Below are 21,975 nucleotides of genomic sequence, written 5' to 3'. Positions count from 1 at the left end.
ATCGCGGGCATTCCTCTCAGCACAGTGCGCACGATCTCACCGGTGGGGAGTGGCCCACGGTGAAAATTCCGCGCTCACTAGCATCGATGCAGCGGAAGTATCGATGAACCCAGAGGACGTGTGTTGACTACCGAACAACTTGATCGCTGGAACGCTCAGGAAGCTGCGGCGGAGGCGATGATTCCCATCATCGGGACGTTGTACCGCAGCAAGGGTGTGACGATTCTGCTGCACAGCCGGTCGCTGGTGAACAAGTCGGTGATCAGCATCCTGCGGACGCATCGGTTCGCGCGCCAGATCGGCGGCGAAGAGCTGTCGGTGGACGAGACCCTGCCGTTCCTCGAGGTGATCAGCCGGCTGGATCTGGGGCCGTGCAAGATCGACCTGGGCCAGCTGGTGATGGCGTTTCACGCCGACGAGCGGGGCCTGTCGGTCGAGGAGTTCACCACCTCGGTGCTGGCCGAGGTGAGCGACGGCAACAAGGCCGTGTCGCAGGGACCGCGTGATGTGGTGCTCTACGGGTTCGGGCGGATCGGGCGGCTGGTCACCCGGCTGCTGATCGAGAAGGCCGGGTCGGGCAACGGGCTGAGCCTGCGCGCGGTGGTGGTGCGCAAGGGCGGCGACGACGACCTGGCCAAGCGGGCGTCGCTGCTGCGTCGCGACTCGGTGCACGGGCACTTCAACGGCACGATCAAGGTCGACACCGACAACGACACGATCACCGCGAACGGTAACGTCATCAAGTTCATCTACAGCGATGACCCGACGACGATCGACTACACCGCCTACGGCATCGACAACGCGATCCTGATCGACAACACCGGTCGCTGGCGTGACCGCGAGGGCCTGGAGCAGCACCTGCGTCCCGGCATCGCGAAGGTCGTGCTCACCGCGCCCGGCAAGGGTGACGTGCCCAACATCGTGCACGGCGTCAACCACCGCGACCTGGACCTGTCGCAGCAGATCTTCTCCTGCGCCTCCTGCACGACCAACGCGATCGTGCCGCCGCTCAAGGCCATGGACGACGAGTTCGGCATCGTGCGTGGACACGTGGAGACGGTGCACTCGTTCACCAACGACCAGAACCTGCTGGACAACTACCACAAGGCCGATCGGCGCGGTCGTTCCGCGCCGTTCAACCTGGTGCTCACCGAGACCGGCGCCGCCTCCGCGGTGGCCAAGGCGATGCCGGACTTCAAAGCCAAGATCACCGGCAACTCGATCCGCGTTCCCACCCCGGACGTCTCCGTCGCGATCCTGAACCTGCAGCTGAAGCAGGACACGACCAAGGAAGACGTGCTCGCGTACCTGCGTCAGGTATCCCTCGCGGGCCCGTTGAGCCGCAACCTCGACTACACAGCCGCCACCGACGCGGTCTCGAGCGACTTCATCGGCTCGCGGGCGGCCTCGATCATCGACGCCAACGCCACCATCGTCGAGGGCGACACCGCCATCCTCTACGTCTGGTACGACAACGAATTCGGCTACTCGTGCCAGGTGGTGCGGACCGTGCAGTACATCTCGGGCATCGAATACCCGACCTACCCGCAACTGGGTGCGCAGTCCGACGTGCGCGAGCTCACCGACGCGCGATAGCGGCCCGCCGGCAAGGCGGGCATCTGGTCGGTGACCAGGGCCCGCCTGCCTCGTCGACTCGGTGGCAGACCGCGCGACCCGACCAGCACCGCTTGTCGGCTCGCGTGTTGTTGTGCATACTGGCGACATGACATCGAGTCGAAAGGGCGTTCTGCGCCCGGGCCGTTGAGCCCCACGCCGGTCATCGAACCGGCTTCTGTCCCGCGTGAACGCGGGGAATTCACCGAATATCAGCAGTCCTCCCGAACGTCCTATGACGATGCGCGCCTCGACCTCTGGTCGCGCGTGCGCGAACTCGCTGTGCCGTCCGCCATGATCGAGGCCGCCACCGCACGGCGGCTCGTCGGTGACTGGTCGGGGGCCTGCGCCGCTGCGCACGTCGATCTCGATGTGGATCTGCGGACGTTGGCGCGGACCCACGGTCGAGGATTCGCCGCCCGGGTACGGGCCGACCTGCGATATCTGGCGCCGGACCTGTTGCGCTGGCATCTACCCAGAATCGCGCCGGACGGTCTGTTGCGACCCGGGTTGACGATGGCGCTGGCTCGGTACGAATCCGGGGGCATCGCCGGCCTCGACAGCGCGGCCGGTGACGTAACGCAGTGTGACGGTGCGGATTCCGTGTATCTGGTGGTCCGTACGCCACCGGCCTGGGCGGCCGCCGGACAGCGGATCAGCCTCGCGCTGTGGGACACGGCGAGCCCCGTCGCCAGCGCGCGCATGCACCCACACCCCCGACCCAGCAGTCGCTACCGGCTCGACCTGCACCGTCACCTGTGGGATTCGCGCAGGGTGGAAGAGTTGCGAACCCGTTCTGGTGCAGGGCAATTCGCCGCCCAAGGGCTTGCGGCAGGCGACGACCCCAGGGATTCTGTGTCCGCAACGGCACCCCCGGGTTGCGCCGTCGACCGGTGGGCGGACGAAGCGGGGATTCTGCTGCATGCCGAGGGGCGCCGGTCCGGGTTGGTATTGGTGCGGTGTGGTGCGCGCAAGCGCCTCGTGTTGGACGTGCGTGCGGAGGACCCACTCGCCGTGCGGATTTCGAGGGAACACCCGCGTGGCGGAATCTCCGCCCTCCCGGTTCTGCCCGACGCGGCGACCTGGGTGCTCCCCGACCTGGAATTGCTGCGCGCGGGCGCGATCGCCGCCGATCGACTGCATCCGCTGGTCGCCTCGGCGCTCGGCTGTGACGGCGCGCCGACCGCGACCTCCGGGACCACCGCCGCCGGTCATCGGATCGTGGAGTGCCGGGGCGAACGTCATCGGATCGGGTTGGTGAACGGGGTGCTCGCCGCCCTGGATCACGACCCCACCGAGATCCGGCGTGAAGAACTCCTGGCGGCCCTGACCGGAACACCGATGCCCTGCCTCCAGGCCATCGACCGGTCACTGCGCCAACCGGATTGGCTCGTCGGCGTCTGCGACCGCCTGGACCACGGCGATATCGACGGCGCCCTCACCATCGTCGAAGCCCAGCTCGGCGCGGACGCGACGCTGCGCGACGGACCACTTCGCGACGCACTCGAAGCCGCTGTACGGCAACGGATTACCTATGGTCTGTTCCGGGCCGGTCTACCCGCACCCGGCCGCGGCCACGTTCTTCCCGACCGTTACGACCGCAAGGGTCGTCGCGCACGTCCGAAACGCCTGGCCTTGCGCTGAGTTGGCGTCCGGGCCATCAGGGCCACGCCTTGTCTCGCTGACAGGTGGGGTCGTGTGGGCCTGGTACGACCGGCTGATCCGCGGGTCGCCGGGACCTCGCCTCGACCGCGGATTCGTGCGGCCTTCGCGCCGCCGACCTCGTACTTCATCGACAGACCCCGAGGGCGGGCTCGCTCCGCCTGAGCTCGCCCATCGAATTCCTCCGAACCCAAAAGGTGATGCACACATGACTGTTCATACCCTCTGCCCGCTTCCGACTCGCGCCACCGACTCCCAGCTCGACGTCGCGGGCGAACTCCTTGCCCTGCTGGGTGCGGTGAAGACGGAGCCGCGCACCAACACGCAACTGGAAGCGCTCACCTTGGCTGTGGCCGCCGACCTGCCGGTGCTGCTGTGGGGAGAGCCGGGCATCGGCAAGACCGCTGCCCTGACCCAGCTCGCGGAGTCCCTGGAACTGCCGCTGACCACGGTGATCGCGAGCGTGCACGAGCCGTCGGACTTCTCCGGCCTGCCGATCATCGGCGACGACCCCGCGACCCAGGGGGTGCCGATGGCGCCGCCGGACTGGGCGGTTCGGCTCGTGCGGGCCGGGCGCGGCCTGCTGTTCCTCGACGAACTGTCCACCGCGCCGCCCGCCGTGCAGGCCGCGCTGCTGCGCGTCGTTCTCGAAAGGCGGGTCGGCGCACTGGAACTGCCGCCGGGTGTGCGCATCGTCGCGGCCGCCAACCCACGCTCGTCGGCCGCCGACGGCTGGGAGCTGAGCCCGCCGCTGGCGAACCGATTCGTGCACCTGCAGTGGACTCACGAACACGACGTCGTCGTCCGCGGCCTCGGCGGAACCTGGCCACACGCGACCCTGCCGCGGCTCGCGGCCGAAAGCCTGCCGGAGGCGGTCGCATTCGCCCGTCGCGCGGTATGCACCTTGCTCGCGGCTCGGCCCAAGCTCGTGCACCAGATGCCCACCACCGAAACCCGGCGGGGCGGTGCCTGGGCGTCACCGCGGAGTTGGGAGATGACCGTGCGGCTGATCGCCTTCGCCACCGCGGCCGACGCGAGTCGTGATGTGCTGTCGCAGTTGATCCGCGGCACAGTCGGTGACGGGCCCGGTTTCGAACTGCTCACCAGCATCGATCGGATGGATCTGCCCGACCCGGAAGCATTGCTGGCCGATCCGGTCGCCGCTGAACTGCCGACCCGGGGCGACCTGCGTCAGGCCGTTCTCGACGGTGTGGTGGCGGCGGTGCGCAAACGACCGGAGCGGGCTCGATGGGACGCGGCTTGGTCGCTGCTGGTGAAAGCCGTGGAAACCGGAGCACCCGACCTGGTGGTTGTTCCCGCGACGACGCTGGCCACGCTGCGCCGCGAGAACTGGGAGGTGCCCGCGGCGATCGAACAGCTGGCCGGGGTGGTGGCGGTGTCGCAGAGTGCCGATCGCGCCGCGGCCCGCGTTGCCGTGCAGGCGGGCCGATGACAGCGGACGCCACCGGACTGGATTTCGGCAAGCTGTATGCCGCACGGCTGCAGGCGGTTTCGGCCCGCCCTTATCTGGCGACGGCTCTGTACGCGCTGCACATCGTCGAGTCGCCGAGGTCACCGACGATGGGCGTGGACAAACACTGGCGGTGCTACGTCTCGCCACGATTCGTCGACTACACACCGGTGGAAGAACTGGCTTCGATCCTGGTGCACGAGGTGTCGCACCTGCTGCGAGACCATCACGTGCGCAGCGACCGCTACGCCCACGCCCACGACCTGACCGGTCCGGGGGAGCGGCTGCGCATGAACATCGCCGCGGACGCCGAGATCAACGACGACGCGTTCGGTGACGGGCTGGTCTGGCCCGAGGGCGCCGTGCTGCCCAGCACATTGGGGCTGGATCCGGGGCAACTCATGGAGGACTACCTGAGTCAGTTCCGCCTCGGGCGGCTGACCGAAGACATGGCGTGGCTCGACTGCGGCAGCGGCGCGGACGGATCGGACCGCGAATGGGAGCTGGGACCCGACGGCGCGGACGGTCTCAGCGAACAGCAGCGCGACGGCGTCCGATTCCTGGTGGCACAGGGCATCGTCGGGCGTCCGGGAGACGCGCCCCAGGGGTGGCGGCGCTGGGCGAAGGAGGCGTTGCATCCTTCCCAGCCGTGGCGGGACCTGCTCGGCGCGGCACTGCGCGCGGCCGCTTCGGCTCCCGGCGTCGGCGAGGACTACACCTACCGGCGCCCCGCCCGCCGCTCCACCGCACTCCCCGGCATCGTGTTGCCCAGCCTGCGTCGCACCCCACCCAAGGTCAGCGTGGTCATCGACACCTCGGGCTCGGTCAGCGACGACGAACTGGGCAGCGCCCTGCTCGAAGTCGCCGCCATCATCCGCGCCGTCGGCGGCCGCCGCGACCTGGTCACCGTGTTCTCCTGCGACGCGGCGGCGAGAATCGCCCACCCGCTGTGCCAGGCCGAGGGCATGACGCTGATCGGCGGTGGCGGCACCGACCTGCGCACCGGTTTCACCCAGGCCCTGCGCACCCGCCCGGACGTACTCGTCGCCCTGACCGACGGCCAAACCCCCTGGCCCTCCCACCAACCGGCCTGCCGAACCGTCGTCGGCCTCTTCCGCCGAGAACGCGCGTGGCGCCACGACGACCCGGACTACGTCCCGGACAGCCCACCCGCATGGGCGCGAGTGGTCGACATCGGCTGACGGGAGTCACCCAGCTAGTGGGCGCGCCGCGCCCGTACCAGCGGCGACACGAACATGAACGAGCCGGACAGGAAGAGCCCGGCGAGTGGGATCAGCGGGAGGTAGGAGATCCACACGATCGGCTCCGGTTGTGCCAGCGCGATCACCGTGGCGACAACGGTGACGACGAATACCACCGCGGACCAGCGATGCACCTGACGGACGCGACCCGCACTGTCGCCGAACGCCGACAGTGGGTGCGGGCCGCGCAAGAGCCGCACGAACATCGACGCACCGGACAGGAACAGCCCGGCGAGCGGAACGAGCGGCAGGTAGACCACCCATTCGGGCCCGCTGAGCGACAATCCGAGCACCGTGATTAGCACGGCCGCGAGGAAGGCGACGGCGAGCACGCGATGAGTTCGCCGAACCCAGGTGATGTTCATCGCAAAACCCTTTCGTCGATCCATGGAAAACAATGCTGACACGGCGCCGACCTGGAAACTTCTCGATTCCTGATCGTTTCTCCCGCTGACCGCCGATAGCCGATCGACCCCATTTCAATCCGGCAATTCGTTGAAAGTATCAATCCCCGCGGGCCGCCGAACCCCTGCGAGACTCGTCGTGTGATCAGCGCGATTGTGCGAATTCGGTCCATCACCTACGAATCAGAGGGCGTGCTGTCCTTTGTGCTCACCGACCCCGGCGGCGCGCCACTGCCGCCGTGGGCACCGGGTGCGCACGTGGACGTCGTCCTGCCCGACGGCGTCGTTCGCCAGTACTCGCTGTGTGGCGATCCCGCGAATCGGGACAGTTATCGCATCGCGGTGCTGCTCGAGGAGCAGGGCCGCGGCGGGTCGGCGTGGATGCACGAGAACGTGCGGCCGGGCACGCTGCTGGAGATCCGGGAGCCACGCAACAATTTCCCGCTCACGCAGGCGGCGAGCTACCTCCTGATCGCCGGCGGTATCGGGATCACCCCGCTGTTGCCGATGATCCGCGAACTGCAGCAGCGCGGCGCCGACTGGCAACTGCACTACGGCGGCCGCACCGGCGCGCGGATGGCGTTCGCCGGCGAGCTGTCCGCCTACGGTGCGCGGGTTCGTCGCTACGCGCAGGACGACGTCGGGCTGATGCCACTGGCCGAGATTCTCGCGCCGGTGACCTCGGGCACGCTCGTGTACTGCTGCGGCCCCGAGCCGCTGCTGGCCGCGGTCGAGCAGCACTGTGTCGCGGATGCCTTGCGGGTCGAGCGTTTTCATCCGAAGGAGATCGCGGCCACCGGACCCGAGCGGACGAGCACCGTCGTGCTCAACCGTTCCGGCCGGACCATCGAGGTTCCGGCCGGGTCGTCGGTCCTGGACGCACTCGAACGGGCGGGCGCCGACGTGCTGTGGTCGTGCCGTGAGGGAACGTGCGCGACCTGCGAGACCACCGTGCTCGAAGGCGAAGTCGAGCACCGTGATTCGGTGCTCACCCCGGCTGAACAAGAGTCGGGCAAAACCATGATGATCTGCGTTTCCCGAGCGCGCACGGACCGTCTCGTGCTCGATGCCTGAAAGGTCGAAAACTGTGCACGATGTCATTGTTGTCGGCGCGCGCTGCGCCGGCGCCACAGTCGCGATGCTGCTCGCGCGGCGTGGCTACCGGGTGCTCTGCGTCGACCAGGCGCTGTTTCCCAAAGACGCCGTGTCGACTCACATGCTGCGGCAGAGTGGTCTGGCGCGGCTGCGGGACTGGGGCCTGCTCGATCGGCTGAAAGCCACCGGCTGCACGCCCATCCACTCGATCACCATGTCCTACGCCGACGCCCACTTCTCAGGCTTCTCCGACCCGATCGACGGTATCGCCGAGACCTACGCGCCGCGGCGCATCGTGCTCGACAAGCTGTTGCAGGATGCCGCCCGCGAGGCCGGGGTCGATCTGCGCGAAGGCGTCACCGTGACAGATCTGGTGCGCGACGGTGAGTTCGTCACCGGCATCGTCGGCCGCGACCGCGACGGCGAACCGGTGACCGAACATGCTCGCCTCGTGATCGGCGCCGACGGATACGCGTCCACCGTCGCCCAGCTCACCGGGGCTCAGAAATACGACGTGATCCCGGGGGAGACCTTCACCGCCTACTCGTACTGGTCCGGCCTGACCATGCAGAGCCAGTTGCGGATCGGCGACAAGCAGGCGGTCGGTGGCTGGCCGACCCACGACGGCAAGACGCTGATCTGGTGTGTGCAATACGTCGACCGGTTCGCGCCGTTCCGCGCCGATGTCGAGCGCAACTTCTCGTTGGCGTTCAAGGAAACCGCGCCCGACCTCGCCGAACTGCTCGACACCGGCGAACGCGACGAACGGTTCTATATCGCCCGCTATCCGGAGAACTTCTACCGCGAATCACACGGCCCCGGCTGGGCGCTGGTCGGCGACGCCGGATATCACAAGGACCCGTTCACCGGCCTCGGGATCAGCGACGCGTTCACCTACGCCGACCTGCTCGCCGAGCGGGCGCACGAGGGGCTGTCGGCGGCGCGGCCACTCGACGAAGCGCTCGCCGACTATCAGGCGCAGCGGGATCGGTCGAGCAAGCCGATGTACCGGTTCACCTGTGAGTCCTCGCGACTGGTGCTGCCGGACAAGCACGTCGAGGTGATGCGCGCGTTGCCGAGCAGCGCGAAGCACACGCAGCAGTGGTTCCGGATGATGGCGGGCGGGCTCAGCGGCCGGGACTTCTTCGCCGAGGACAACCTCGCCGCGCTGCTGAACCCGCAGGGTGCGCGATGACCGTGCAACCGTTCGGCACCGCCGGGATCTTTCGCGACGAGCACGGTATCGCGCACTACGCCGACCTGCCCGATTCCCTGGTGGACATGCTGCGCCACACCGTGCAGACGTGGCCCGAGCAGGAAGCCGTCGTCGAGATCGGTGGCGAGCGACTTTCGTACCGGCAACTGTGGGACCGGGCCGCCGCGGTCTCGGGTGGGTTGCGGGACAAGGGAATTCAGCCGGGCGACCGTGTTGCCATCCTGTTGAACGCCGGAACGGAGTGGGTGGTCGGCTTTCTCGGAATCGTGCTCGCGGGTGCGGTTGCCGTGCCGGTCAACACCCGGTTCGCCGACCCCGAAATCGACTATGTCCTCACCGATTCCGACGCCGCGTTCAGTCTGCGGCCGAATGAGGCACTGCCCCAGGGCGATCCCTACGTCCACGAGGGTGCGGGTCCCACGGATCTGGCCGCGATCTTCTACACCAGTGGGACGACCGGACGACCCAAGGGAGCGATGACCACGCATCGCAACCTGCTGTCCACCGTGGAGAACGTGCGCCGGCTCGCCCACATCGCCGCCGACGAAGGCCCGACCCTGCGCAACCTGGTCTCGGTGCCCCTGTTCCACGTCACCGCCTGCAACAGTCAGCTGATTCCCCAGCTGGCCATCGGCGGCAGCACGATCATCCTGCCGCAGTTCAAGATTCAGGATTTCCTCCGCGCGATTGTCGATGAGCGGGTCACCTCGCTCACCAACACTCCCGCCATCTACTACCTTGCGTTTCGGCAGCCGAACTTCGCCGACTTCGATCTGAGCGCGGTGAACCGGGTCGCCTACGGCGGCGCGCCGGTCGCGCCCGCGCTGGTCGCCGAGATCGCCCGGCACTTCCCGAACGCGCGGCTGGCCAACGGGTTCGGTCTGACCGAGACCTCGTCCATCGCGACCTACCTGCCCCACGAGTGGGCCACCGAACACGCGGAATCGGTGGGGTTCGCCGCGCCGATCATCGACCTGGCCATCGAAACGCCCGATCCGGTCAGCGGAGTCGGCGAACTGCTCATCCGCGGCGCCACTGTCGTCGCCGGATACTGGAACAACCCCGCCGCGACCGCCGCGACCTTCGTCGACGGCTGGCTGCGCACCGGTGACCTCGCCCGCATCGACGAGCAAGGGCTGGTGTCGATCGCCGATCGGGCCAAGGACATGATCAACCGTGGTGGCGAGAACGTGTACTGCGTCGAGGTGGAGAACGCCCTCGCCGGCGCCCCGGGCATCGGCGAATCCGCGGTGGTCGGGGTGCCCGACGACATGATGGGCGAGAAGGTCGGCGCGGTGGTGGTGCCGGTCGAGGGCGTCGAGTTCGACGAAGCCGCCGTGCTCGACCACCTGCGCGAGCGGCTCGCCGATTTCAAAGTGCCCCAGTACTTCTCGGTGCGCACGGCGCCGTTGCCGCGCAACCCCGGCGGGAAGATCGTCAAGACCGCGTTGCGGTCCGAACCGTTCAAGCCCGCCGGACGAGGGTGATGCTGGTCCGCCGCTGCTCGGCGAAGGCGTGGATGTCGTCGTCGGGCGCCAGATCCTCGGCGCGGTAACCGATCGTGCTGAGGATGGCGCCCTGGGCGATGTCGAAGACATCGGTGTAATACAGCGCGCGGCTGACCGTGGTGTAGGCCGGATCCGCGCCCCGGTCGGTGCCGGACAGGTTGACGTTCGCGGTGAACCAGCCCGCCCGCGCTGTGAGCAGCGTGGTGAGTACGCCGGCTGTCGCCTCGGGGACCCAGCTCCAATCCCAATCGTGCGGTGCGTTCCACGGACCACCGAACTCGCGCGAGAGCGCGATGCCGGGCACACCGCGCGCTCCCGCCTCCTGGACGGCACCGTAGGTGCCGCTGACATTGAGTGTGGCGCCGATGTTCTCGCCCGCGTTCACACCGCTCAGGCACAGATCCACCGGCGCCAGGACCCCGGAGGTCAGCGCGAACACCACGCAGGCCGCCGGGGTCGACCCCACCTGAATCGTGGGAATTCCGGCGGTCGGCGCGGCCCACTCCCACTCCACTGCGACGCCACTGCGCCGGGACTGGCTCGCGCCCGACATCGGACCGCTCGGTGCTACCACCGTCGCGTCGATGCCGAGCGCCCGCACGGCTTCCGCTAACGCCAGGAGCCCCGGCGCGCGGTATCCGTCATCGTTGGTGATCAGCAGGTGCATCGAAAGCCGTTACCCGGGAGCCGGTGTCGGGGTCGAACAGGTGCAGCCGGTGCGCCGGGACGAACACCTGGATCCGCGCGCCGACGGCCGGAGCCGGATCGTTGGCGGGCAGCGTCACGGCCCAGCGACCCGATTCGCCGGTGCACTGCGCGATCTTGGAGTCGCCGGTGAACTCGACCAGCTCCACCACACCGTGCACGAGCAAGCCCGGGCCGTCGTGGTCACGGAGCGTGCCGTCACCGGGCCGCCAGCCCAGTGTCAGTTCGGCGGGAACACCGGGGACAGCCTGGGGGAGCAGTACTTCCAGTCCGCGCCCGGTCATCTCGTCCCCGGCGTCGTTCATCGTCACCGTCGCCAGGTTCATCGGCGGGCTACCCAGGAACGTCGCGACGAACAGATCGACCGGTCGCCGGTACACCTGCGCCGGACTACCGACCTGCAACACCCGCGAGTTGTTCATCACCACCAGGTGGGTGGCCATCGACAAGGCCTCGAGCTGGTCATGGGTGACGAGCACGACGGTATTGCCGAGCTCGCGATGCAGTCGTACCAGCTCGACCCGGGCCTGCTGGCGCAGCTGCGCGTCGAGTGCGGACAGCGGCTCGTCGAGCAGCAGCACTTTCGGCTGCCGAACGATCGCCCTGGCCAGCCCGACGCGCTGACGCTGACCGCCCGAGAGCTGAGCGGGCTTGCGGTGGCGCAGTTCGCTCAGGCCGAGGCTGTCGCACGCGCCGGCCACCCGTCGTTCGATCTCGGTGCGGTCCAGCCCGGACTTGCGGTTGTGCTTGCCCTCGAGCCGCAGGCCGAAGGAGATATTGCGCTCGACGGTCATATGTGGGTACAGCGCGAAATCCTGGAACACCATCGAGACTCCGCGTCGTCCCGGCGCCACCTCGGTGACGTCGGCGCCGTCGATGAGCACCCGTCCCGCGGTGGGGGTGATCAGGCCGGACACCACGCCGAGCGCGGTCGATTTGCCGCAGCCGGACGGGCCGACCAGCACCGTCAGCGATTGTCCGGGCACATGCAGCAGGTCGACGTCGAGAGCCGGGCGGTCCTCGTCGTATTGCTTGGTGATGCCGTCGAGCACCACGCCGGCCGAGAGATCGAGCTCGGTGGTCAGCACCGGGGGCTCGCTCACACTGAGACTGGTCATGTCGATTACCGAACCCCTGAATGAAGGAAGGCGTCCGCGATCCGTCGCGACGCCAGGACATAGATCACGACGACCGGCAGCGAGGCCAGCATCGCCGCGGCGAGCATCGGTCCGTAGTCCGCGCTCTCCGGGCCGAGGAACAGCGCCAGACCCGGCTGGATGGTGGTGTCCTCGGGATCGGGCATCACCAGCAGCGGCCACAGGAACTCGTTCCACGTACTGATGAACAGCAGGATCGCCACCGCGCCCAGTGCCGGGCGCATCACGCCGAGGACCACGTGCCGCAGGACCTCCCACGAGGTAGCGCCCTCCAGCACGGCGGCGCCGATCAGCGATTGCGGCACCGAACGGATGTGGTCGCGCAGCAACAGCACCGCGAGCGCGCTGACGCCGAGCTGCGGGATGATCACCCCGATCGTGTGCCCCTGCCAGCCCAGTTTCGTGGTCATCAGGAACTGCGGGATGATCAGCGCCTGCGGCGGGATCAGCAGCGAAATGCCCACGGCCGCGAGGACGAAACCACGGCCGCGCGCCTTGTCGAAGCGCACCAGCGCGTAGGCGGCGGGCAGGGCGACGAGCATCGTCGCGATGGTGACGCCCGCGGCCATCACGAAGGTGTTCCACAGCAGCGTGCCGATCGGGAACTTGCCCACTGCCATTTCGTAGTTCTCCAAGCTCGCCGGAAGCGGGATCGGATTCAGATCGAAGATGGTCGACACCGGTTTGAACGAGGTGGCCAAGGCCATCGCCACCGGGAACAGCATCAGCACAATGGCTGTGATCAGTAGCAGGTGTCTGCCGATCGCGTCACCGCGTCGCACGGAATCTCCTCGAGAGCAGGGTGTGAACGGTCAGGAGCAGCCCGAACGCGAGCGCGATGACGATGGCCGCCGCCGATGCGGTGCCCGCGTCGAAAAAGGTGAAACCGTAGGTGTAGAGCCGGTAGTAGACGTTGTCGGTGGCATTGCTCGGCCCACCTCGGGTGAGCACCCCGATATTGGTGAACAGCCACGGCCACACCACCACCATCGACAGCAGTCCGAGCAGAATGATCGGGCGTCGCAGCTGGGGCAGGATGATCGAGCGGGTGATCTCGCCCTCGGTGGCGTCGTCGAGGCGCGCCGCGTCGATGGTGCGGCGGTCCAGGTTCGCCAGCGCCGCGCCGAAGAGCAAGGTGTTGAGCGCCACCACTTTCGGGGCGGTCACTACCACGACGGTCGGTAGCGCGGTGGCGGGGTCACCGAGCCAATTGATCGGTTCCACCCCGGCGAACCCCAGTACCTGATTGAGGGTTCCGTACAGCGGGTCCAGGATGAACTGCCACGACAACGCGTTGGCCACCGGCGCGAGCACGACCGGCAGGAACAGCAGCATCCGGTAGAACTCGCTCATCCGGCCAGGGCGCTTCCACAGCGCGATGGCCAGCGCGCACGGCACCACCGTCGCGAACGGCAGCACGAACAGCGCGTACTTCAGGGTGTTCCAGGCTGCGTTGCCGAATTCCGGTTCGGTGATGAGGGTTTCGTAGTTCTTCAGGCCGTTGAACGCGATGTCGGGTGACACCAGGTTCCAGTCGAGGAAGCTGAGTACCGCGGTGAACACGAGCGGCCCGTAGACCCACACGGTGATCGAGAGCATGGTCGGCGAGAAGTACAGCCAGGCGAGCCCGGTCGCGGCGGGGCGTTCGGCCACGCGCGCCTTCGGCGTGACCTCGGGGTCCTTGGTGAGCGTCATGACCGGGCTCGCGCATCGAGCAGCCGCCGGGTGGTGTGCAGGGCTTCCGCGTGGTGGCGGGCGTGGCGCATCTCGATGATGATCGCCGGGTCGTGCGGGAAGGGCGTCGCCAGCACCTCGTCCAGCGGGATCGTGCCCCAGCCGGGCGGCAGGTGCAGATCGCCCTCACCGAGGAGTTCGAGTTCGTACGGGTTCGCGTCGGGCTGGCGCGGCATCCGGCCGAAATTGTCGTGCAGGTGAATGTGGCCGACAACCGGGGCGACTTCGCGGATCGCGGCCAGGTAGTCGTAGTCCAGGTAGCCGGCCGACAGGTACGCGTGGCCGACATCGAGGCACATCGTCACCGCGGGGTGATCGATCTGGCGCACCTGCTCGGCGACCAGATCCAGCCGCATCCCGTAGGAACGGCGGGTGAGTACCGCAGGACCGGGCGCCCGGTTCTCGATCGCGATCGTGACCCCGCGCGCGCCGGATTCGTCGGCGAGCTCACGCAACATCGTGCGCTCGGTCGCCATGCCCTCGGTCAGTGCCGCACCGTCGCTGTAGAGGCTCGGCAGCACTCCGGCGTGGTAGACCAGCACCTCGGCGCCGATCGCGGCGGCGATCTCCAGATCCGCCAGCAGACCGAGTTGCTGCGAGGACGCGGACCCGGTGTCGAGCAGATTGCCGGTGCGTCCGGAGGAATGCCACGAACTGTGCAGGGTGAGCCGGACTCGGCAATCGGCCAGCGCGTCGCGTAGCGCCGCCAGCCGGGAGCGCTGCACCTGTCCGCCGATCACCACCCCGAGGCCGCAGCCGCCGAGTTCGGCATAGCCGAACCCGGCGGTCGCGGCCTCATCGAGGAATTCGCGCATCTCCTCGAAATCGGAGCGTAGGAGCTGCTTTCCCGACCACGGATTGACCGTCAGGCCGATCTTGTTCGGGATCGCGCCGCCGTCGGTCGAACCGTTCGGCGGCGTGTGTGCGAATACCTGGTGTGACAACGGTGTCTCTCTTCGAGGGGGTGGTGGTCAGCGGAGGGTGCGTGAACTCAGTTGAGTCCGCGGATCTTCGCGGCGGCGGCGCGCAGGGTCGCCGCCGGGTCGGCGCCGCGAAGGACGATCGGTTCGACGGCCTCGTCCTGGAGGATGACGACGCCCTGGTTGGACTGCTTGCCCGGGAAGGCGGTGTAGGGAGCCAGATCGGCCATCTGCTTGACAGCCGAGCCGAGCCGCGGATCGGCCGAGGACTCCGCCGCGGTCCGCAGCGGCAGGTAGCCCATCTGCGAGGCGATGAGCTTGAAGCTCTCGTCGTTGGTCATGAACTGCACGAACTTCCACGCCGCCTTCGCTTTGGCGGCGTCCTTGGCCACGACCGTCAGGCCCGACCCGGAGAAGGTGGGGCGGGCAGGCAGGTTGTCGAAGGCGGGCAGCGGCGCCACCTGCAGGGCGAACTTGCCCTTGGCCGCCGCGTCGAGGGTCAGCAGACCGCCGCCGGTGGTGACCAGCATGCCGAGCTTGCCCGAGTTGAAAGCGCTTTGCGCGGAAGCGAAGTCGACCGCGGGCTGCACACCGGACTTGGTCAGATCCTGGATCGTCGACAGCGCGGTGATGACCGGGGCCGAGTCGACGGTGACTTCACCGCTGCTCGACACCAGCGCGCCACCGGCACTGTTGACCAGGGACTGGGTCAGGTAGTCGGACTTGCCCGGGTCGGCCGCCGAGACGTACACGCCCTGCGCCTCGGTCTTGTCCTTGATCGCCTGCGCGGCCTGCTTGAGCTGGGCCATCGTCTTGGGCGGCTGGGCGGGATCGAGCCCGGCCGCGGTGAACAGGTCGGCGTTGTAGAAGACCACCGGGGTGGCCATCATGAACGGCATCGCGACCGGCTTCTTCGCACCGGCGACCGGGGTCGCCTTCAGCACCGACGGCACGAAGCCCGCCATGTGCTTGTTCCACTCATCGGTGCCGGCGACCTCTTCGAGCGAGCGCAGCGGCAAGGTCTGCGAGGCCTGCGCGACCTTGCTCCAGCCGATCTGCGCGACATCGGGCGGGTTGCCCGCCACCACTTCGCTCTGGAGCTTGGTGAGCGCGTCGGCCGTCGGGACCGACTGCGGCTTGACCGTGATCTTCGGGTTGGCGGTCTGGAAGTCGTTGATCAACTTCTCGATGCCCTTGCCCAGCGGGTTGGTCTGTCCGTAGGTGTAGGACAGGAAGGTGATGGTCACCGGGTCGTCGGCCGCGACCGGGGCCGAGCTGTTCTGGCCGCAGGCCGCGAGCAGCGTGGTGACCGCGACGAGCACGATCCCCCATCCGGCCTTACGGCCGTGGTGGTGCGAGTTCATAACAGGCTTTCTGTGGAGGGGGTGGTCGAATCGGAGATCAACGGAGACGAACTCCGCCGTGCGTGACGGTCAAAGCGTCGATGCCACGCAGGTTCACATTGGGCCGGTAGCGCAGCGAGCCCGGGACGAGCACCGGGTCGATCACCCGCCCGGCGAAGGCGGACAGCGCCGCGGCGCCCTCGGCCCGGCCCAGCGCCGCGGCGAGGCAGAAGTGCGCCCCGGCCGAGAAGGCGAGGTGGTCGGCCGCGCCGCGGGCGACCAGGAAGCGGTCGGCGTCGGGGTAGTGCTCGGGATCGCGATTGGCCGCGGCGAGCAGCACCAGCATCGCGGTGCCGGGGGTGATCGCGGTGCCGCTCACCTCCATGTCACGGGTGGCGATGCGCATCACGAACTGGATCGGCGCGTCGTAGCGCAACGCCTCGTCGGCGGCGCTGATGCCCAATTCGGGGTCGGCGGCGAGGATCTCGCGCTGGTCCGGATTCTGGAGCAGGGCGAGTACGCCGTTGGCGATGAGGTTGGCGGTGGTCTCGTGGCCGGCGACCATCAGCAGCACACAGGTGGCGAGCAGTTCGCCCTCGCTGAGCACCTCGCCTTCCTCCTCGACCTCGATGAGCCGCGAGAGCAGGTCGTCGCCGAGGTTGCCGCGCCTGCGGGAGATCAGGTTGACCAGGTAGTTCATCAGCTCGTTGCGCGCGCCCTCGGCGTCGTCGAGATCGTCGTTGTGGACGACGAGGTTGAAGTCGAGGACGCGGCCCAGCCTGCGGGCGGCGGGTTCGAAGTCGCCGAACTCCTCGACGGGGATGCCGAGCAGAGCGCACATGATCCGCACCGGCAGGGGCAGCGCGAATTCGGAGATCACGTCGAATTCGCTCTTGCTCGCGATATTTTCGATGAGTTCGTCCACGATCGAGTGGATCTGCGGCTGCGAGGCCCGAATAACCCTGGGTGTGAAGGCCTTCGACACGAGTCGGCGAATGCGGGTGTGCGCGGGCGGATCGAGGAACAGCAGGGACTCCGAGCGCTCCGGGTGATCCTTGCCGAGCCGGGAAAGCTTGGGGTCGTTGCGCACCGACGGGTCGCGCAGCACCTGCTGGCAATCGGCGTAGTTGGCGATGATCACGAGGTCGCCGCCTTTGGTGACCAACGGGGACTTCGTGCGCAGTGCGCGGTGGACGGGATACGGATCGGGTCGGGTATCGGGAGCGAACAGTTCGGCCAGTGTCGACTCGGCGTCGTGCTGGCTGGCAACCGTGGTCGTCATATTCTGGGCTCCTTCGAAAATCGGCGTCGAAATTACTTCGCCTGCACCGGATAAAAGTCTTCCACTCCGGTGTCGCGGGCGACAACGCGGAACGCATTATTGATCAATTGCGGTACGAAATGGATCGCCCTGTCAAGACGGGGATCATCGGGTTTTTCCGAGTCAGCGATTCGAGTGCCGAATCGACCGTGTTCACGGTGCCGCTCGCGGCACCGGTCACCGCGAGGCGGGGTGGACACGCCGCAGGGTCGGCAGGAATTCGGTCGCTGCTCATCTGGGCTTCACGGGCCCGTTCCCCGATGACGTGCGGTGCCGCTATACAAGGTGCATATCTCGGACGAGTCACGTACCTGATCACGCGAGGCGCGCACTATGGAGACACGGCATATCGAGGCATTTCTTGCCATCGCTGACGAACTGCACTTCGGAAGGGCGGCCGCCAGGCTCCATCTCACGCAACCGTCACTCAGCCAGCAACTCAAGCGCCTGGAACGCCATCTCGGCGTCGAACTGGTGTCGCGGACGTCGCGGGTGGTGCAGCTGACCCCCGCGGGCGAGGCGTTCCGCGCCGACGCGCGACGGATTCTCGGGGAGGTGCACTCGGCGACCAACACCGTCCGCGACATCGCGGCCGGGCGGATGGGCAAGATCAACATCGGGTTCAACGGGCGGGCCGGGCAGCTCATCATGCCCAGGTCACTGGCCCAATTGCACGCGCACTATCCCAACATCACCACCAAACTCAGCTCGGGTCGCTCCGGGCCGCAGCTCACCGCTCTCACGCGCGGGGAGCTCGATGTCGGGCTGCTCTACGGCGGTGCGTCCAACGGCGGGTCGGTGCTGTCGCGGTGTCTGCTGCAGATGCGCATCGGCGCGCTGGTGGGGCAGGGGCACCGGTGGGCCGACCGGTCCTCGATCTCGATCCGCGAACTGGCCGAAACGCCGTGCGTGCTGTTCAACCGCGAGGTGAGCCCGGCGATGTACGACGCCATCATGACCGCGGGCGAGCGGGCGGGCGCGTTCCCGAAGGTCGCCGAGTACATGAACGACTCGGTGGCCACCGAGATCACCGTGGCCGCCCGCCGGTATGTGGGGTTCGCGTCGTTCATCAGCATGGACGAGCCGCGGCCGATGGGCTTGAAGGTGGTTCCCCTCGTCGATCCGGAACCGGTGGTGGAATTACAGGTCGCCTGGCGCGTCGACAGTCCCAACGAAGTGGTGCAGGTATTCCTGGACAGCCTCGATTCGACGAAGAATTTCCTGCAATCCACTATCCGCGGCAAGGTGTACGGAGAACCGCTGGCGAGTTGATTACCATTCGGTCGATTGAGATCGGCAATGGAAATCCGAATCGGCGGGTGCGGATGGTGCAATTATTTCATGGCACCTGAACTGAAAACCTCAGCCACCCTCGGTTCGGTATTCGAGGCGATCGATCCGGATAACCCCGACTTCTTGCATCTGCAGCGAATTGTGAGCAAGTTGGTCCCCTTCGGTACCCACGCGGGGACCGAGATCACCGAAATCGGTCCGCACCGCGCGATCGTGGAAATTCCCGACGAGCCCTACGTCCTGAACCATCTGCGTACCGTGCACGCCGGTGCGCAATTCCTGGCCGCCGATATCGCCGGCGCGTGCGCCTTCGTGGGCGCGCTGGCGTCGCGGTTGTCGGCCATCGACACCCTGGTGCTGCGCGACGCGCGGCTGTCGTTCCGCAAGCCCGCCCTCGGCCGGATCCGGGCGATCGGGGTCATCGACCCGAGCGACGTCGCGACGGTACTGGCGGCCAAGGGCGGCCAGCGGCTGGATGTGGACGCGCGGGCGCTGATGTACGACACCGCGGGTGTGCTGGTCGGCAAGGTGGCGCTCGACTACGTCTGCACGCTGGCCGCGGAGGCGTGATGAGCGAGCAACGCGCCCAGATCGTCGGGCTGGAATCGACCACCGTCGCCACCCCCGATGGCGCCACCCTGGCGGTACGCCTGCTGCCGCAGGCGGATCCGGCCGCACCGGTGGTGCTGATCCTGCCTGCCATGGCCATCAAGGCCAAGTACTACCTGCCGCTGGTCACGGCCTTGCACGCGGCCGGACTGACGGCCGCTGTCCTCGATCTGCGCGCGCAGGGCGACAGCCTGCCCGCACTGGGGGAAGGTCCCGGGTTCGGCTATCGCGAGCTGATCGAGGTCGACCTGCCCGCCGTGGCGGACGCGCTGCGCGAGCGGTTCCCCGAGGCGCCGCTGCACCTGTTCGGGCACAGCCTGGGCGGACAGCTCGCGTTGCTGTTCGCTGCGGCCGAACCGGATCGGGTCGCGAGCATCACGACGATCGGTACCGGTTCGGTGTACTGGTGGTCGTTCGAACTGCGTAGGCGCCTCGAGGTGCTGGCGCGCGGCTGGTCGGTCGGTGCGGTCACCCGGCTGCGCGGCCGGTGGACCGGCGGTGGCGGCATCGGGCCGATGACCGCGGGCGTGATGATCGACTGGGCCCGGCACCTGCGAACCGGCAACTACCGGCCCAGCGGCAGTGCCCGCGACTACGACCGGTTGCTGCGCGAATTCACGCTGCCGGTGCTGCTCATCTCGCTCGACGGCGACCCGCTGGGCCCCGAGTCCACGGTGCGGTTCCTGAGCAAGCGGATGGGCGCGGCGGATCAGCATCGCTGGCACATCGATCGGGCCTCGGGCTTCACCCACATCGGCCATGCGTCGTGGGTGAAGGACAGCGAACTGGTCGCGCCCGCAGTCGCGGCTTGGGTTGCCGAAGGCCGACCGCCCCAGTAGCGATGGCCGATCCACTCGGCATCGAAGACCGATCTCGGTCGGTAGCGCAGGCCGATCGCTCAGCGATGGTCGGCCGACTCGGTAGCGATGGCTGCCCGCCTCGCCGCAGGACGGCCGACCAACCCGGGCGCCGACGTGCGTCGTTCGCGGCGCCGACCGTTCGTGGCATTTCTCGATAGCGACCTCTGCCCTCGGGCTCTCAGAAGGATTGGCACAGTGACGACTTCCCTTGCACCCTCGGCGCTCGCCAGGGACGACAACTCCATCTACCGTGCGCTGTCGGAATTGGACAAGCCGGTGTTCGTGGTCCGTGACGAACGCGGTGTCGCGGTGACCACCGACGCCGGCACCGCTCGCGGTGCGCAAGTGCTGGCAGCGGCTCCGGCGCTGCGGCCGGAAACGCTGGGCAACAACGAGTTCCGGCAGACCCACGGCGTGAACTTCGCCTACCACGCCGGTGCGATGGCCAACGGGATCGCCTCGGCGCCGATGGTGGTCGCGATGGCGCGCGCCGGCTTGCTCGCCTCGTTCGGCGCCGCCGGTGTGCTGCCCGCCCGGATCGACGAGGCCCTGGCCACGATCGGGCGTGAGGCGCCGGGAAAACCCTTCGCCTGCAACCTGATCCACAGTCCCAGCGAGAACGCGCTGGAGCGGGCGATCGTCGACGCGTGCCTGCGCCACGAGGTGCGCTGTGTGGAGGCGTCGGCCTTCCTCGACCTGACCCCGCAGGTGGTGCGCTACCGGCTGGCCGGCCTGCACCGTGACCCGAACGGCCAGGTGATCGCCCGGAACCGGGTGATCGCCAAGGTGTCTCGCGCCGAGGTGGCCGAATTGTTCCTGCGCCCGGCGCCGGAGCATCTGGTGCGCGGATTGCTGGACGCGGGGGAGATCACCGCCGAGCAGGCGCAGCTGGCGGCGTCGGTTCCGATGGCCGACGACATCACCGGCGAGGCGGACTCCGGTGGCCACACCGACCGCCGTCCGCTGGTGGTGCTGCTGCCGTCGCTGCTGGCGGTGCGCGAACGGATCCAGCGTGAATACGGTTTCGCCCAGCGGGTCCGGGTCGGCGCGGCCGGTGGCATCGGCACTCCGGCGGCCGCCGCGGCGGCCTTCGCGATGGGTGCCTCCTACGTGGTCACGGGGTCGGTCAATCAGGCCACTGTCGAAGCGGCGCAGTCGGAGACGGCGAAGCAGCTGCTGGCCGCGGCGGGCGTCGCCGACACCACCATGGCGCCCTCGTCGGACATGTTCGAACTCGGCGTCGACGTGCAGGTGCTGCAACGCGGCACGATGTTCGCGAGCCGCGCACGGCGGTTGTACGACACCTATCGGCGCTACGACGGCATCGAGGCGATCCCCGCCGCCGAACGCGCCGAGATCGAGCAGCGGATCCTGGCCCGCTCCTTCGACGAGGTGTGGAACGACTGCCTGGGCTACTTCCGTGAGCGCGACCCCGAGCAGATCGCGCGCGCCGAAGGGAACCCGAAACGCCGGATGGCACTGATCTTCCGGTGGTATCTGGGCCGGTCGTCGGGCTGGAGCACGGCCGCGACGCCCGAGCGCACCCTCGACTATCAGATCTGGTGCGGGCCCGCGATGGGCGCGTTCAACGACTGGGTCGCCGGCACCTACCTGGCCGCACCGGCGCACCGCCATGTCGCCGAGGTCGGGTTGCAGATCATGCACGGTGCGGCGTTCGCCACCCGCGTGAGTCAGTTGCGCGCGGCGGGCGTGCGACTCCCGGGCCGCTGCTCGACCTACGTTCCGGCCCCGCTGACCAGCATCGAGTCACGATGAGTAGCGCCGTGCAGGGAGATAGCGC

19 protein-coding genes are annotated in these 21,975 nt (G+C 68.1%); 11 read left to right on the top strand and 8 right to left on the bottom strand.

Going from position 1 to position 21,975, the window contains the following annotated elements:
• Positions 1–177 precede the first annotated feature (177 nt).
• The 4 genes from ACWGCN_RS09515 to ACWGCN_RS09500 all read left to right on the top strand — a co-directional run bounded on the left by ACWGCN_RS09515 (position 178) and on the right by ACWGCN_RS09500 (position 5,949).
• Positions 178–1,596, top strand: a complete 1,419-nt coding sequence (locus tag ACWGCN_RS09515) for a glyceraldehyde-3-phosphate dehydrogenase (protein ID WP_378989131.1) — start codon at positions 178–180, stop codon at positions 1,594–1,596.
• 165 nt (positions 1,597–1,761) lie between these two features.
• Complete coding sequence (locus ACWGCN_RS09510) at positions 1,762–3,258, top strand: hypothetical protein (protein WP_452458276.1); 1,497 nt, start codon at positions 1,762–1,764, stop codon at positions 3,256–3,258.
• 226 nt (positions 3,259–3,484) lie between these two features.
• The gene (locus ACWGCN_RS09505; RefSeq protein ID WP_452458275.1) at positions 3,485–4,729 is read left to right on the top strand and encodes an AAA family ATPase; all 1,245 of its coding nucleotides are present in this window, start codon (positions 3,485–3,487) and stop codon (positions 4,727–4,729) included.
• Positions 4,726–5,949: a vWA domain-containing protein gene (locus ACWGCN_RS09500; protein WP_452458274.1), complete on the top strand. Its 1,224-nt coding sequence runs from the start codon at positions 4,726–4,728 to the stop codon at positions 5,947–5,949. The genes ACWGCN_RS09505 and ACWGCN_RS09500 overlap by 4 nt, the downstream gene beginning before the upstream one ends.
• A 14-nt stretch (positions 5,950–5,963) precedes the next feature.
• Here ACWGCN_RS09500 and ACWGCN_RS09495 read toward each other — a convergent pair whose 3' ends face one another.
• Positions 5,964–6,374: a hypothetical protein gene (locus ACWGCN_RS09495; RefSeq protein ID WP_378988868.1), complete on the bottom strand. Its 411-nt coding sequence runs from the start codon at positions 6,372–6,374 to the stop codon at positions 5,964–5,966.
• A 180-nt stretch (positions 6,375–6,554) separates the two neighbouring features.
• On the opposite strand from ACWGCN_RS09495, the gene ACWGCN_RS09490 reads away from it, so the two are divergent.
• From ACWGCN_RS09490 to ACWGCN_RS09480, 3 genes are read left to right on the top strand one after another with little or no spacing between them, the layout of a single operon-like run.
• A complete protein-coding gene (locus ACWGCN_RS09490; RefSeq protein WP_378988869.1) occupies positions 6,555–7,487 on the top strand; it encodes a PDR/VanB family oxidoreductase in 933 nt (310 codons plus the stop codon).
• 13 nt (positions 7,488–7,500) lie between these two features.
• Positions 7,501–8,703: an FAD-dependent oxidoreductase gene (locus ACWGCN_RS09485; protein ID WP_378988871.1), complete on the top strand. Its 1,203-nt coding sequence runs from the start codon at positions 7,501–7,503 to the stop codon at positions 8,701–8,703.
• On the top strand, positions 8,700–10,211 hold the full coding sequence (locus tag ACWGCN_RS09480) for a class I adenylate-forming enzyme family protein (RefSeq protein WP_452458273.1): 1,512 nt from the start codon (positions 8,700–8,702) through the stop codon (positions 10,209–10,211). Before ACWGCN_RS09485 ends, ACWGCN_RS09480 begins: the two co-directional genes overlap by 4 nt.
• On the opposite strand, the gene ACWGCN_RS09475 is transcribed toward ACWGCN_RS09480, so the two are convergent.
• Genes ACWGCN_RS09475 through ACWGCN_RS09445 form a run of 7 tightly spaced genes read right to left on the bottom strand, consistent with a single transcriptional unit; the run spans position 10,189 to position 17,373 of the window.
• Positions 10,189–10,899, bottom strand: a complete 711-nt coding sequence (locus ACWGCN_RS09475; RefSeq protein WP_378988875.1) for a 5'/3'-nucleotidase SurE — start codon at positions 10,897–10,899, stop codon at positions 10,189–10,191. The genes ACWGCN_RS09480 and ACWGCN_RS09475 overlap by 23 nt on opposite strands.
• Positions 10,874–12,055, bottom strand: a complete 1,182-nt coding sequence (locus ACWGCN_RS09470) for an ABC transporter ATP-binding protein (protein WP_378988877.1) — start codon at positions 12,053–12,055, stop codon at positions 10,874–10,876. The genes ACWGCN_RS09475 and ACWGCN_RS09470 overlap by 26 nt, the downstream gene beginning before the upstream one ends.
• Before the next feature lie 5 nt (positions 12,056–12,060).
• Positions 12,061–12,876, bottom strand: a complete 816-nt coding sequence (locus tag ACWGCN_RS09465; RefSeq protein ID WP_452458272.1) for a carbohydrate ABC transporter permease — start codon at positions 12,874–12,876, stop codon at positions 12,061–12,063.
• Positions 12,863–13,789 carry a carbohydrate ABC transporter permease gene (locus tag ACWGCN_RS09460; protein WP_452458271.1) on the bottom strand — a complete coding sequence of 309 codons (927 nt, stop codon included), beginning with the start codon at positions 13,787–13,789 and terminating at the stop codon, positions 12,863–12,865. Before ACWGCN_RS09460 ends, ACWGCN_RS09465 begins: the two co-directional genes overlap by 14 nt.
• Positions 13,786–14,772 carry a sugar phosphate isomerase/epimerase family protein gene (locus tag ACWGCN_RS09455; protein ID WP_452458270.1) on the bottom strand — a complete coding sequence of 329 codons (987 nt, stop codon included), beginning with the start codon at positions 14,770–14,772 and terminating at the stop codon, positions 13,786–13,788. The genes ACWGCN_RS09460 and ACWGCN_RS09455 overlap by 4 nt, the downstream gene beginning before the upstream one ends.
• Before the next feature lie 47 nt (positions 14,773–14,819).
• Positions 14,820–16,112, bottom strand: a complete 1,293-nt coding sequence (locus tag ACWGCN_RS09450; RefSeq protein WP_378988885.1) for an extracellular solute-binding protein — start codon at positions 16,110–16,112, stop codon at positions 14,820–14,822.
• A gap of 37 nt (positions 16,113–16,149) precedes the next feature.
• A complete protein-coding gene (locus tag ACWGCN_RS09445) occupies positions 16,150–17,373 on the bottom strand; it encodes a cytochrome P450 (protein WP_452458269.1) in 1,224 nt (407 codons plus the stop codon).
• Positions 17,374–17,745: 372 nt separating this feature from the next.
• Between ACWGCN_RS09445 and ACWGCN_RS09440 the strand changes: the two genes are divergently transcribed.
• The 4 genes from ACWGCN_RS09440 (at position 17,746) to ACWGCN_RS09425 (ending at position 21,950) form a co-directional block, all read left to right on the top strand.
• Positions 17,746–18,684: a LysR family transcriptional regulator gene (locus ACWGCN_RS09440; protein ID WP_378626831.1), complete on the top strand. Its 939-nt coding sequence runs from the start codon at positions 17,746–17,748 to the stop codon at positions 18,682–18,684.
• Between the two features lie 69 nt (positions 18,685–18,753).
• A complete protein-coding gene (locus tag ACWGCN_RS09435) occupies positions 18,754–19,275 on the top strand; it encodes a DUF4442 domain-containing protein (protein ID WP_378626832.1) in 522 nt (173 codons plus the stop codon).
• Positions 19,275–20,153, top strand: coding sequence for an alpha/beta hydrolase family protein (locus ACWGCN_RS09430; protein ID WP_378988889.1), 879 nt, complete (start codon positions 19,275–19,277; stop codon positions 20,151–20,153). Before ACWGCN_RS09435 ends, ACWGCN_RS09430 begins: the two co-directional genes overlap by 1 nt.
• Before the next feature lie 216 nt (positions 20,154–20,369).
• A complete protein-coding gene (locus tag ACWGCN_RS09425) occupies positions 20,370–21,950 on the top strand; it encodes a PfaD family polyunsaturated fatty acid/polyketide biosynthesis protein (protein ID WP_452458268.1) in 1,581 nt (526 codons plus the stop codon).
• The last annotated feature ends 25 nt before the right edge of the window (positions 21,951–21,975 follow it).

It is taken from the genome of Nocardia sp. NPDC055050 (assembly GCF_053608345.1).
The sequence above is the reverse complement of the archived record's forward strand: the minus strand, read 5'-3'. Positions and strand labels throughout refer to the sequence as shown.